The sequence below is a fragment of the Dietzia sp. CQ4 genome (assembly GCF_014145125.1).
Taxonomy (GTDB): Bacteria; Actinomycetota; Actinomycetes; order Mycobacteriales; family Mycobacteriaceae; genus Dietzia; species Dietzia natronolimnaea.
The window spans coordinates 1-12929 of the sequence record NZ_JAALDZ010000147.1 but is presented as its reverse complement, the minus strand read 5'-3'; the positions used below and the strand labels follow the sequence as shown (position 1 = coordinate 12929).

12 protein-coding genes are annotated in these 12929 nt (G+C 62.3%); 5 read left to right on the top strand and 7 right to left on the bottom strand.

What is annotated here, in order from left to right:
• Positions 1–54 precede the first annotated feature (54 nt).
• From G6031_RS09200 to G6031_RS09190, 3 genes are all read right to left on the bottom strand, one after another.
• Positions 55–564, bottom strand: coding sequence for a DUF2771 family protein (locus tag G6031_RS09200; RefSeq protein WP_007626376.1), 510 nt, complete (start codon positions 562–564; stop codon positions 55–57).
• 239 nt (positions 565–803) lie between these two features.
• Positions 804–1808, bottom strand: a complete 1005-nt coding sequence (gene ccsB, locus G6031_RS09195; RefSeq protein ID WP_182634330.1) for a c-type cytochrome biogenesis protein CcsB — start codon at positions 1806–1808, stop codon at positions 804–806.
• Positions 1805–3448: a cytochrome c biogenesis protein ResB gene (locus G6031_RS09190; RefSeq protein ID WP_182653090.1), complete on the bottom strand. Its 1644-nt coding sequence runs from the start codon at positions 3446–3448 to the stop codon at positions 1805–1807. Before G6031_RS09190 ends, ccsB begins: the two co-directional genes overlap by 4 nt.
• 318 nt (positions 3449–3766) lie before the next feature.
• Here G6031_RS09190 and G6031_RS09185 point away from each other — a divergent pair, with 318 nt between their 5' ends.
• Complete coding sequence (locus tag G6031_RS09185; RefSeq protein ID WP_120286497.1) at positions 3767–4465, top strand: response regulator transcription factor; 699 nt, start codon at positions 3767–3769, stop codon at positions 4463–4465.
• The gene (locus G6031_RS09180; protein ID WP_017836390.1) at positions 4462–5619 is read left to right on the top strand and encodes an ATP-binding protein; all 1158 of its coding nucleotides are present in this window, start codon (positions 4462–4464) and stop codon (positions 5617–5619) included. The genes G6031_RS09185 and G6031_RS09180 overlap by 4 nt, the downstream gene beginning before the upstream one ends.
• Before the next feature lies 1 nt (position 5620).
• Here G6031_RS09180 and G6031_RS18895 read toward each other — a convergent pair whose 3' ends face one another.
• Positions 5621–6121: a M23 family metallopeptidase gene (locus tag G6031_RS18895; RefSeq protein ID WP_227022435.1), complete on the bottom strand. Its 501-nt coding sequence runs from the start codon at positions 6119–6121 to the stop codon at positions 5621–5623.
• A 712-nt stretch (positions 6122–6833) separates the two neighbouring features.
• Between G6031_RS18895 and G6031_RS09170 the strand changes: the two genes are divergently transcribed.
• From G6031_RS09170 to lnt, 3 genes are all read left to right on the top strand, one after another.
• Positions 6834–7328 (top strand): hypothetical protein, encoded by a 495-nt coding sequence (locus G6031_RS09170; RefSeq protein ID WP_223210127.1) that lies wholly within the window; start codon positions 6834–6836, stop codon positions 7326–7328.
• Positions 7325–7690, top strand: coding sequence for a cytochrome b5 domain-containing protein (locus tag G6031_RS09165; RefSeq protein WP_017836387.1), 366 nt, complete (start codon positions 7325–7327; stop codon positions 7688–7690). The genes G6031_RS09170 and G6031_RS09165 overlap by 4 nt, the downstream gene beginning before the upstream one ends.
• A 313-nt stretch (positions 7691–8003) precedes the next feature.
• Entirely contained in the window at positions 8004–9482 is a 1479-nt protein-coding gene (gene lnt, locus G6031_RS09160) for an apolipoprotein N-acyltransferase (protein WP_241737275.1), read from the top strand.
• A 158-nt stretch (positions 9483–9640) separates the two neighbouring features.
• Here lnt and G6031_RS09155 read toward each other — a convergent pair whose 3' ends face one another.
• The 3 genes from G6031_RS09155 to G6031_RS09145 form a co-directional block, all read right to left on the bottom strand.
• The gene (locus tag G6031_RS09155) at positions 9641–10609 is read right to left on the bottom strand and encodes an SURF1 family cytochrome oxidase biogenesis protein (protein WP_347238474.1); all 969 of its coding nucleotides are present in this window, start codon (positions 10607–10609) and stop codon (positions 9641–9643) included.
• Positions 10610–10804: 195 nt separating this feature from the next.
• A complete protein-coding gene (locus tag G6031_RS09150; RefSeq protein ID WP_081615259.1) occupies positions 10805–11548 on the bottom strand; it encodes a M23 family metallopeptidase in 744 nt (247 codons plus the stop codon).
• A 270-nt stretch (positions 11549–11818) separates the two neighbouring features.
• Complete coding sequence (locus G6031_RS09145; RefSeq protein ID WP_095719382.1) at positions 11819–12754, bottom strand: cation diffusion facilitator family transporter; 936 nt, start codon at positions 12752–12754, stop codon at positions 11819–11821.
• Positions 12755–12929 lie beyond the last annotated feature (175 nt).

Here is a 12929-nt window from a genome sequence, read left to right as displayed (position 1 = left end):
TCGACGAGTGCGCGAGTGATGGTCAGGCCGATACCGCTGCCGCCACTGGGGCGCTCAGTCCTCGTAGACGAAGGACACGGACCATTCGCCGTTGAGGATCGACGGCTCACCGGCTTTGTCATAGAAGATCGGGACCGACCGGATGGCTAGGCCCTCGATGGGGCCATGCTCCGGGGTGCTCACCGGAATGAGTAGCTCGCCGGCACCGCCAGCCTCGACGATGTACTCGTTGGTACCGCCCTGACGCACCTCGTAGACGTTCATCGTCGACTCGCGCAGCTCGGTGGACAATCGGACGGTCAGTGTGTGCTCGCTGCGCACCACGAATTCGGGCACCGGGTTGGTGAAGGAGTTGCCGTCCAGGTCGGTCGCGGTGAAGGGCAGAGCCTTGACGGTGCTGCGGTCGGTGGCCACGGTGATCTCCGACAGCACACCGAACCGGGCTTCCGACCCCTTCCACGCCCCCAGGATGGCGGCGATCATGATGATCATCCACGCCAGGATCGCCCAGGTGGCCGGGCGGACACGGCGGCCGGTCAGTTCGGATTCATTGCGGGAGCTCACAGTTTCGTTCTGCCGATCTCTTCGTAGTCGGACTCAGGGAGCCACCGGCTTCCCCGAGGTGCCGCGAACGGTTCCACCTAGCCCAGTGTGGTTACCCGGCTCGCCTCGCACGGTGCCAAAAAGCGTCTCCTGCCCGAGTCGGACCGGGGCGATAGCCGGCCCCGTTTCTTTCATTTCGCGGAGTTGGATGCTGCGCTTTCTAAAGCAGATATCGAGGCTGCGAAGTGCTCCTCAACCGTTCAGTTCAGGCCAGCATAGGAGTGCAGACCGGAGACCACGATGTTGATAAAGAACAGATTGAAGATGAGCACCGCAAACCCGGCGAGGTTGATCCAAGCGGCCTTCTTGGGGCCCCAGCCACTGGTGGCACGGGCGTGCAGATAGCCGGCGTAAAGGACCCAAGAGACGAAGGAGGCAGTCTCTTTGGGGTCCCAGCCCCAGAAGCGACCCCACGCGCCCTCGGCCCAGACAGCGCCCAGCAGGATGCCCACGCTGTAGATCGGGAATGCGATCACAGCGGTGCGATAGGCCAGTCGGTCGAGAGTGTCGGCATGCGGTAGTGGGCGGGAAAGCCCAGAGCTCCAGCCCGTTTCCTGACCCTGCGGTTGCCACACCCGGATCAGGTACATGATCGAGGCGACGCCGGATATCAGCAGTATGGCCGATCCCAGCGAAATGATCGAGACGTGGATGGGCAGCCAGTACGACTGCAGTGCCGGCACGACGGGAGCGGCTTCGGAATACAGGTTGGTGCCGCCGAAAAACAGCAGGATAAGAACCGGTACCAGTACGAATGGCCAGGCCACCTGTAGGGCCGGCTTGCGCAGGAAAATCAGCCCGGCGCCCACGCCCAGCAGCGTGGTGGCCAGAATGAACTCGTACATGTTGCCCCACGGGAAGCGACCTGTGGCCACCCCGCGCAGGATCAGCGCAGCCGCTTGGAAGAGGAAGGCGATGATGATGAATAGCTGTGCGATCCGTGCCCAGCGGACACTGCCTGCGGACTCACGGTCCTCGTCTCCGGTGTCGGTGAGAGAGGTTGATTCTGTAAGCCCGGGCCCACCGGCACCCACTAGGTTCCGGCTTGATTTAGTCACGTTGGCTACCCGGAATCCGGCGTAGTAGATCAACGATGCGACAAGCGCCAGCACGTATAGACCGAACGCGGACCTATACGCCAGGTCGCTGTAGGTGGAGAGCGTCTCGTTGACAGGCAGTCCCTGCGCGAGAATTACAGTGTTCACCGGATGTTGTCCTTCCACGAAGCGTCGGGGTCGTCGCCTCGATTAGATGCAGTGTCGCTAGGGGGCAAGACGGGTGTAGCAGTAGCAATGGTGGCCAGCCGGTCCCGGAGGTCGTCGAATTCCCGGCCCCAGCCCGATCTGTCCGTCTTGGCGAGGCCGCCCAGGTCGACGCGGGTCGCCTGGGCCTCGTCGACAATGATCCGTGCCCAGATCCTTCGGCGACGGACCATCAATGACAGGACGAGTCCACCCACCATGACGGCAGCGAACACGCCAACCCAGATTTGAGTAGGGTCCTCCGAGACCTGGATGTTGATGAACTCGTCGGCTCCGTCGAAGCGAACCTCGGTGCCATCGGGCAGGGTCGTGGATTCGCCGGGCATGAGGTTGACGCGGGCCCTACGCTCCAACGCGCCCGACTCCATTAGGTCGGGGTCCAGCGAGAAGATCGACTGTGCGCCGCCATTGTCCAGGCCGGCGTTGCCCTGGTAGACGTCGATCGCCACCGCCGGGTCGTCCATCCGCGGGAAACGGGAGCTGAGTATGTTGCCGTCGAACGAGGCGGTCGGGGCGAACAGCCCCTGGATGGCGATCTGCTGCTCAAGGCGGTCGTCGATGTCCGGGTACATGCCGGCTGGCGGATCAAAGCGCATGATGCCGGAGGAGAGAAAAGTCAACAGGTCCGTCGGTTGCCACTGCACTGTGTCTGTACGGGTCTCGCCGTTGGGGAACGTGACCGTGAACGTGGGCGCGAAGCCGTGACCTTGGAGGTAGACACGGGTGCCGCCGATGCGCAGCGGGTGGTTGACCTGCAATGTGTAGGGCTCCCATGTGTCTGGATCGGTGGTGGTGACCTCCTCGCTGAAGCGAATGTTGGAGGTGAACATCTCCGCCTGGCCATTGGGTAGATAGTCGGTACGGAAGTCTTCGACCTTGATACAGAACGGCGCCAAGTCAGTGCCGTCTACCAGCAGACCTGCCCGGAACGAGTCGTACGCACTAGGCGTGGTGTTGCAGAAGGCCGGCGATTCCTCGTTGGCGATGATCACCCGCATGCCCTCCGCGTACACGAACTTGCCGGCCGCGAACGCGATCAGCAGGAACAGCAAGCCGAAGTGGAATACGATGTTGCCCACCTCGCGCGCATACCCGCGCTCCGCGGACAACTCGATGCTGCCCGACACGCGACCGTCCCCGTTGTTGCGACGGACCCGCCAGCCCTTGAGGCTCTTTTGGACCTGGTCCGCGGCCTGCTCCGGCGTGGCCGTGGTCCGGTACGCCGCATGATGCGGCAGGCGTGCAAGGTTACGCGGGGCAAGCGGCGGCGGGGCCTTGAGTTGTTTGACCAGATCAATCGACCGCGGTGTCAGGCAGCCCACCAGCGATATAAACAGCAACACGTACACGGCTGTGAACCACCAGCTGGAGAACACGTCGAACAGCTGGAGCTTGTCGAAGAACTCCCCCAGCCAGCCGTTGTCCGCGATGTACTGATTGACGTTTCCTTGGTTGAGGCTGCGCTGCGGCAGGAGTGCCCCCGGTATCGCCGCCACTGCCAGCAGAAATAGCAGAATCAATGCCGTGCGCATCGCGGTGAGAGTGCGCCATGAGTTGCGCAGGAACGCGGTGACCGGAGCCATCCTAGGCACTGCTATGAGTCCCCTCTGCCGTTCCCGGTGCGACGAACCGGAACGAGGGGCAGCTTCGGTGGGGCGTCACCGGCTTCATAGCATCATCAGCACCGCTGTAGCACGCATAGTCACATCTGGAGATTGTCCTTCGCCGACCCCATTGATTCGGTGGGGGTTTGATGAAGGTCTGATCAAGATCAAGCACGCGATAGGCGCCAGTGGCAGACCTACGACGATGATTGAGGCCTTATGTTCACATCCGATTCTCGAGACGCCGGACCTGAAGGTGAGTCACCGACCACGCGCGCGACCACAGGGCTGCGGGCGATGGTCATCGAAGATGAGCGTGAGCTCGCCGATCTCATCGGTACCTATCTGACCCGCGAGGGCTTCGACATCACGATCGTTCACGACGGGCAGGATGCAGTCGACCTGATCCGGCAGATTGATCCCGACGTCGTCGTGCTAGACCTCGGCCTTCCGCGACTGGACGGCGTCGAAGTGTGCCGCCAGTTGCGCACCTTTTCCGATGCGTATGTCGTCATGCTCACCGCCCGCACCGAGGAGGTCGACACCCTCATCGGACTGTCCGTGGGAGCCGACGACTACATGACCAAACCGTTCAGCCCACGAGAGCTCATGGCCCGCATCCAAGTCATGCTGCGCCGTCCTCGATCGTCTACAGCCTTACGCTCCCCGTCCGCGGCCTCCGAACACAGAGAGCTGCGAAGGATTGGGGCACTGGCGATCGACGTCGAAGGCCGCGAGGTCACCGTCGACACCACCCCGGTTCAGTTGACCAGGACCGAGTTCGACCTCTTGGCGGCACTGACGCGAGACCCCGGCTTGGTGCTGTCCCGGACGCAGTTGATCAGTGCCATCTGGGGGCCTGACTGGGTCGGCGACACGCACCTGGTTGATGTCCACATCGCGCACCTCAGACGCAAGCTCGGAGACACTGCGTCCCGGGGCGCATACATCCGCACCGTCCGCGGTGTCGGCTACCGCACCGGAGATGGTCAGTGAGCCGGATCGACCTGGGTGACAACGTGACGCGCCTCAAGCGGTGGTTCACCACTGCCACCTTCGGTACCCGGCTACTGGCGGCGCTCGCTTTTGTGATGATCGGTTTCGCAGTCAGTGCCTGGGTCGTCGCCGCAATACTTGCCCCCGGGATCTTCCACGAGCATCTGGAGATGGCCGGACTGTCACAGAACTCCTCCGAAGCAGCCCATATGGAGGAGGCATTCAACTCGTCAATGATGCTGTCTTGGTCGATCGCACTGGCGGTATCGGTGATCTTGTCGCTGGCTGTCAGCGGCTACATCGCCCGCCGCGTTCAACGATCGATCACCCCGGTCACCCGATCAGTCCAGCAGATCTCCGGTGGACAATACGACTCACGAGTGCACGAGCCGAGAATAGGTCGTGAATTCGACGATCTTGTCGCCAGCTTCAACGAACTGGCACGACGACTAGATGCCACCGAAACCACACGCCGACGGATGCTCTCAGATCTCGCACACGAGTTGCGGACTCCCCTGGCCACGCTCGAATCCCACCTTGAGGCGATCGAAGACGGCGTCCGTGCACTCGACGACGACACGCTGCGCATTCTGCGAACCGCGACTGGTCGGCTAGGCCGGCTCGCTCACGACGTCAGCGCAGTGTCCCGAGCCGAAGAACACCTCACGCGTCTCATCCCCATCGGTACCGACACTCGCAGCATCATCGCGGCCGCGATCGACGCCCTGCGCCCCGAGTACTCGCACAAAAATGTGCTGCTCCAAGCACGTATTGATCAGGCAATACCGATCACTGTCGACAGTGATCGAATCAACCAGGTCCTGACCAACCTTTTGCACAACGCGCTCCGCCACACCGACTCAGGTGGGATGGTCACCGTCACCAGTCGCCTACACAACGGGAACGTGGAGATCACTATCGCCGACACTGGAGAAGGCATCGCAGCGCAGCACCTCGACCACATTTTTGACCGCTTCTACCGCGTCGACACCGCACGCGACCGGGCACACGGAGGAAGCGGCATCGGACTCACCATCACCCGTGCACTCGTCGAAGCCCACGAAGGCCATATCCGCGTTCACAGCGACGGGCTCGGCCGCGGCGCCCGATTCACGATCTCCTTACCGCAGACCCCGGCTCACTCCAAGGGCTGACTCAGTTGGTCGCGATACCGTTTTGCCGGAGCCACTCGATGGGGTCGGCGCGCTCCCGTCCCTCGTTCAACCACACCTCGAAGTGCAAGTGCGACCCGGTGGAAAAGCCACGACTTCCCATGAGGGCAATCGTCTGTCCAGCCTGTATACGCTGGCCCGTGGACACGAGAACCTCTTCCATGTGTCCATAAACGGTCATCGTGCCCTCATCCGATAGCAGTCGGACCCAATTGCCGAACCCTTGCGCCGGGCCGGCATCGATGACGGTCCCGTCAGTGGCCGCCACGATCGGGGTTCCGATCGCGTTTGCGATATCGATGCCGCCGTGGAGCGAGCCCCAGCGTTGGCCGAACTCAGACGTGAGGGTCCCGACTGTCGGCATCGCTGCTGTTGGACGGCGCGCGGTCTCCTCGGCAACTTGCCGGCGAGCGTCGATTTCGGTGCCTGCCGCCAATGACGACACCATGGCGGCAGCGCTCTCCAGCGGGAGGTCGCCTTGCACCGCAACGGGCCCAGGCAGTTCAGCCGGGGGAAGGGCTATGTCTCCAGACTGGCCAGCAGGACTGATCGACTCCTCGTGCGCGATTAGGTGAATGTGCTCACCACCAGCCTCTGTGTGCTGGTCCACTAGAAAACTTATCGAGGATACGATGGCCCCGGCGGCGACCGTGACGACGACGACCTGATCTCGTAACTCGGGCCGGGCGGAGGGTTGGCGATGCGTACCGCCACCTCGAGGGCGACCAGAACTCGCCCAGATGTCGACAGTTGAAGGGTGTTCCTTGCGGTGTGCACGTCTTCGCTCCACTGCCGCCGTGTCTCCCCTGCCGCTATGTCGTGATGGTTTCGTGATGTGACTTCTGCTCGAACTTAGACGAGCAGAGTCCGCCGTCGCAAGAAGTGGGGGCCTCGTCACCCGTGTCGAAGAACGACCGGGAGCGGCCCCCACCAGCGTGCATCGTGCCTAGAGTCTCCCTCTGACCACAGCCTCTGGCAGCGTTCATCAAGCTGCCTGTTGCGAGTGTCAGGGACTACGTGGGCGACATGGGAAGGCCTTCGGAAGCTGGACGTCCTGACAGGCTTCACCCAGGTTCACCCCAACTGGCCGCGCACCAAATCAGCAGCGCGTCAGCGACCGTCACGTCCGGGATCTTGATCAGACCTTCATCAAACCCCGACCGAATCAAGAGGTCAGCACAGCACAATCTCCAGATGTGACAGTGCGTGCGGCATTGGGGGACAAGTGGGGCGGGTCGCCGGCCGCCTCCCACCACGAAGAAGTGGACGAGCAGCTCGAGAAAGGGAAAGTGTCGCGATCACAAGATTTACAGATTTCCGGACGATTGTTGTTGCTCGCACGAGCGGTGGCGTTAGTGACAGTCAGCGCCCTCGGACTCCTCTTCACTTCGGCAGGGGTGCTGGTCCAGGACGGCACCAGTCTGGACGTCCACAGCTCGGCCGCCATCGCCCTTCATGTCCTCACCGGCGTGCTGGCTCTGGTTCTAGGGTGGCGCGCGTGGGCTACACGGCGAGGTCGCTGGGCTGCAGTCGTCGCCCTCGTCCTGTTCGGGGCCACGTTCGCCCAAGCGAGCTTAGGGGGCAGTTCGACCTTGGCATTTCACATCGGCGTAGCACTGGTGCTCACGGTCCTGTGTACGTGGCTGGCCGCCTGGACTTTCGGTAGATCACTATACGAGGAGATCGAATGAGACTGCGCAGGACACTCACCGCCTCCGGCTCCACCGCCGCCCTGCTCCTAGCTGTGGGCTGCGCCGGGAACGACACGGGCGCGCCAGAGCAGGCAGAGCAACTCCAGACGGGCGAGAGAGCCGAAAAACAGGTCACGATGGCCGAGGTCCAGCAGAACGATTCGACCGACTCGTGTTGGACCGTGATCGAGAACATCGTCTATGACCTCACCGCGTGGGTCGACCAACACCCGGGCGGGCCGGACCGGATCGAGCAGCTGTGCGGCACAGACGGGACAGAGAGTTTCACCGACCAGCACAGTGGAGCGTCCCAGCCACAATCGCGGCTCGCCGAGTTCCAGATCGGCCAGCTCGCCGGGTGACCCGGCAGATATGCTTCCGATCCGCTCTGTGCGTCCCGGTCGGAGGCATGTGCCGGGCCCCGCTCCGGGGCCGCGCGCGTGGACTCAGCGAGGCCGTGAACGGGTTCGATTCGCTCCCCCCGCGACCTCTGCGGAAGACGAGAGCGCACCTCGCGAGCGTGACATGACAACACGACAGAAGAACCGTGGGCCGCAATCGGTGGTGCTGCCAGCAGTCGGCCTCAGGATGGGCGGGGTTACCCGAAATCAACCGTGGTCAACGCCTTCTCGGCGGTGGCTAAATAGTCACCCCGTCGGCCGTGCGCTTGGTCGAATGGTGTCGTCATTGGGCGCAGGAATACTGCTGTACACCAGTTTCCCGCCTCTATCCTTGTGGTTTCTCGCCCCGGCCGGTCTTGCCATTTTGGTCCTGTCGATCCGAGGGATCAGCGTGCGCGGCGCATTCGGATTGGGATACCTGGCTGGTCTCGGGTTCTTCGTACCTTTACTGCCCTGGGTGGGGGTTTATGTCGGCGCTGTCCCCTGGCTAGCATTAGCGGCGCTACAGGCCGTGGCAGTCGCTGTCTTCGCTGGGGCCACCGCACTGGTGGCGCGGCTGCCCGGGGCTGCACTGTGGATCGCGTGCTGCTGGGTGGCCACCGAAGCCGTTCGAGCACGCCTGCCCTTCGGCGGGTTTCCCTGGGGCCGGCTGGCGTTCGGTCAGACTGATGGACCATTACTGGCGATCGCTCAGATCGCTGGGGCGCCAGGGGTGAGCCTGTCCGTTGCACTGGGGGGCAGCGCGACGGCTGCAGTGGTCGTCGGACTTGCTCGGCGCTCCGCCTGGCGCTCGGTGTCGCTGCTCGGGTCGGTGCTTGTGACCGCCTCTGCACTCGGCTCGATGCCCGTCCCTACCGCAGCGATCACCACCCCCTCTAAAACGGTTGCCCTAGTCCAGGGCAACGTGCCCCGACTCGGTCTGGATTTCAACGCGCAACGGCGCGCTGTACTGGACAATCATGTGGCTCGTACCGACGCTCTCGCCGCCGAGGTCGCCGCGGGAGTGAAGCCCGCACCAGATCTGGTAATCTGGCCGGAGAACGCATCAGACATCGACCCGTTTCGCAATGCCGACGCTGCAGAGCGGATCGATGCGGCCACAGAGACGATCGGCGCTCCGATCCTTGTGGGGGCGGTGGTGTCCACTGGCTCCGGTACCACCCGAAATACAGCGCTGGTGTGGGAGCAAGGAACAGGACCTGGCGATGCGCACGACAAAAGACGCCTGGTTCCATTTGGTGAATATCTGCCAATGCGATCGATCGTGAGCAAGCTTTCGCCTTATGCCGCGCAGGCGGGCAACTTCGTGCCCGGTAACGGCGATGGTGTGGTGACCATCGATGAGACACCGCTCGCTGTGGCCACCTGTTATGAGGTCGCGTTCGATAATCTGGTATCCGAGTCGGTTCGGTCGGGGGCGCAGTTGATCGCGGTACCAACGAACAATGCAACCTTCGGCGATACCGACATGACCTATCAGCAGCTGGCGATGTCGCGGCTGCGCGCTGTCGAACACAACCGCACGGTGGTGGTAGCAGCCACCAGCGGTGTCAGCGCGATTATCGCGACGAATGGCGATGTCCTCGAGCAGACCGAAATGTTCACTGCCGATGCCCTCGTCGCACAGGTCCCGCTCAATACCGAGTTCACACTTGCCACCCGATTACGTTCAATTCCTGAACTCATCATCACGGTCACCGCAGTATTCGCGATGCTGGTGGGGTGGATTGCTAGCCGCCGTCGGCGGGGCTGAGATCCCCGGCCATGAGTGCGCGCCGATATCGGGAGCGGACCCGTCGTCGGCCGGGCCGGCTGCAGGCGCTCAACGTGAGCATGTCGGGCAGGGCGCCGAGGGCGAGAAATTGATGAGCTCCCGCGAGGTAAGGGCGAGAGCCAGCTCGAGGATTGGACTCAGTAATCGAGCCTATTTCTCGGACGTAGACGCCGTCGGCGTTCAGCCTCAAATCTGGTGCCGTAGCGATCACGAACGGTCATCGTTACGAGGCGGTCATGGGCCACTGCCTCCGTGGCCGCATCCACCTCAGCAATATGACCGGATACGACATCAGGATCGATATCCCTGTCACCAGGTCCCACAGCACCGTCGCCTAGGCTGCCTTGCTCGTCGTTGCCCTGGCTACGTTGGCGGCGCCGCTCCCGGATTTCACTCCACAGAAAGTAGCCAAGCCCAATTGGCGCTAGAACTCCGAATGCAAGCCATTGAAGCCCATAGGACAGGTACGAACCCGCCTCGACTTCCGGTATCGGAGTTGGCTCGAGTGATCCTGGTTGACCTCCGGGGAGCTGGAGATGATAGCCAGCAAGATCGAGATCCAGAACCCGACCGATCGTCGAGGTTTCAATGGAGCGCACCATGTGACGATCGTGCAGAACTATCGGTTCGGCCGGGGTGTCGGTGGGCATTCTGAGCCTGGCGGTGATGGTCACTGGATCGGCTACCGCGGCCGGGTAGGTCGGCACCGTGTTGTTCTCGCCAACGCGAACCCATCCACGATTAATAAGCAGATCATCGCGGCCCTCGGTCCGAAATGCGGTGAGAACTTGGTAAACCTGTTCCCCGTCGACAGCTTGCTGCCGCAAGAGCACTTCGTCTTCGGGCAGATAGCGACCGGTTACTGTGACCCGATGCCACTCGGATTCGTCCAACGGCGCGTCCCGCGCCGTCAATTCCGTCAACGGCACTGGATCGGCTTCGACGCTGTGAAGAAGTTGGGAATTGCGCGTCTTCAAATCCTCGTTCTTGCCTAACTGCCATGGCGCCAACAGTGTGAAGCACGTATAGACGAACAGTGCGACGGCGATGAAGGAAATCAACCACCCCGGCGTCATCACGCGAAAGACCCTCTGCACGCCGTTCACGATAGGCGTGATGGCAAGACGGTCGGCATCGGGGCCCTCCTGTCGGCACTAGCTCCGGCGATCATTAATCGTGCCCGCCTCCCGCCACTGTCGGCAGGGATGGTTCCGATCCGGCGAGATCAGCGTGTTGCGTGCCGAATTGTGGCATCCGGGCCTGGATCGGAAGTGTCGAGCAGCAGGTCGTTGTCTACGTCCTCAGATGACGACGCCGTTCGCGGCCAACCATGACACCGAGTCGATCCACTGGCCGGCGGGATTCTGTACGCCGAAGTGCACATGCGGACCAGTCGAGTAGCCACGGTTACCGACTTCACCGATCACCTGGCCGGCGGTGACCTGCTGGCCTTCGGTGACGTAGTTGGCATTGTTGTGGCCATACTCCAAGAGATAGCCGTCATCGGTCTTGATGCGAATCCATAACCCATAACCGGAAGCGGGGCCGGAGGCCACGACCGTGCCGGACTTGGCTGCATACAAGGGTGTGCCGATCGGCGCAGCGATGTCGGTGCCATTGTGGTTAGCGCCCCACCGCGAGCCGAAGCCAGAGGTGATCGTTCCATCAGTCGGCCTGTGAGCTTGGCTGGCGACCGAAAACGCCGAAGACGACGACTGAGCAGTATCGAATCCGAGCGCCTGGCTCAGCCCGGGGGCCTGACTTGCATACTGGCGGACCGCGTCAGCTCCGATGCCATAGCGGGCGGCAGCCTCTTCGACCATCTGTCCGACGTGCTCGGGATCAGACGATTGGGCAGCGGCCACAGGGGCGACACTAAGCGCCGCGCCACCGGCGATTGCGGCGCCAGCCAGCGTGGTGGCGGCGATCCGGCCCACTCCCCTGGATCGGTTGGCGCGATGACGCCCACCAGCAGAGATGCGGTGGCCCACACCAAGCGAGTCCATGAGATCGGCGAACGGAACGCTCTTGGAGGAGCTCGACATGATTGATTCCTTCAACTTAAGCGATGGTCGCAGCTTCATACCGACGACCACTGGAGACTCCCGAAAAGGTAACAGTTGCATATCGTCCTGTCACGGAGAGTTTCCTGAGAATCCAGAAATCAGCAGTTCATACGCCATTTGTTCTTCATCTACGGCATCGCCCGACCGTTACCCCGACGTGATTTTTGGTTCGAACGCGGGCCGGCCGGAGCCACCCCGCAATCGTCCCGGGTGACTAAACCGCGATCAACGCAAGCAGGATCAAGGTCCTTACTCCTGCCCCCTCCTCGTACCCGCCGCACGTGTGATGTCGATCGCTGCTGCCGCAGACTCATCGGGACAGTCGGTCTCCACCTGCACAGTAGAAAAGAAGAAGCCGTACCGATCCTGAAGCAAGTTGGAGGCGGATTGGAGAACGATCTGCGGATCGGCGCTTGCGGAGGTGCGCAGGTGGCCGGAGAACACGAAACGTCCACTGGTTAGTGCCCAAGCATGGGCATGATGGACGTCTTCCACCCCATCTATCGCTGCCAGGTCTTCAGTCACGTCAGACAGGTAGACCTCGTCGGGTGTGCCCTCCATGAGCAGATGGGTGGCGTCGCGCAGGATGCTCCAGCTTGCCCATACAAGCACGAAGCCGAACGCCAAACCGAGCAGCGGATCGATCAGCAAGAACCCGGTGAACTTGATCACTAGTGCGGTGACGATGATGAGCAGGCTGCCGACGAAGGTCTGGATGATGTGCCACAACGCGCCACGAACGTTCATGTCGCTGCGGCTTTGTTTCCAGATCAGGCTCAGGGCAACGATTTCGGTAAGCAAGCCTCCCGCGGCTGCCCACAGCATGGGCGTCGTGGGCAGGTCAACCGGAGCATTCATGCGCATGGCAGCCATCACGATCACCACCATCGCCATAATTAGCAGGAAACCGCCATTGACCAGCGCGCCTACGATCTCGGCGCGGTACCAGCCAAAGCTGCGATTTTCGTCTGCGGGGCGGCGGGCGAGTCGAGCAGCGAAGATGGCGACTAGGACACCACCGACCGCCGAGAAGGTGTGAAAAGCGTCCGAGATCACCGCAACCGAGCCGGTCCACAGCCCGATCGCCAACTCGATGACGAAGTAGATTCCCGTCAGCCAAGCCGAGATAGCCATGCCCCACCCACGAGCCTGCACCTGCCCGTGTCCACCATGCCCATGCGCCATGGGGGTCTCCTTTTTTGCACTCGGAATCCGGTTCTCGTGTCAGCTGCACACTGTGCATCGGTCTCGCGGTGCCCACAGCTTCTCTTGGGAATCTTGATCAGACCTTCATCGAACCCCGACCGAACCAATGGGGGGGTAAGTCCCCTGGAGTGGTGGGGTTTGGGGGCCGGGGTTT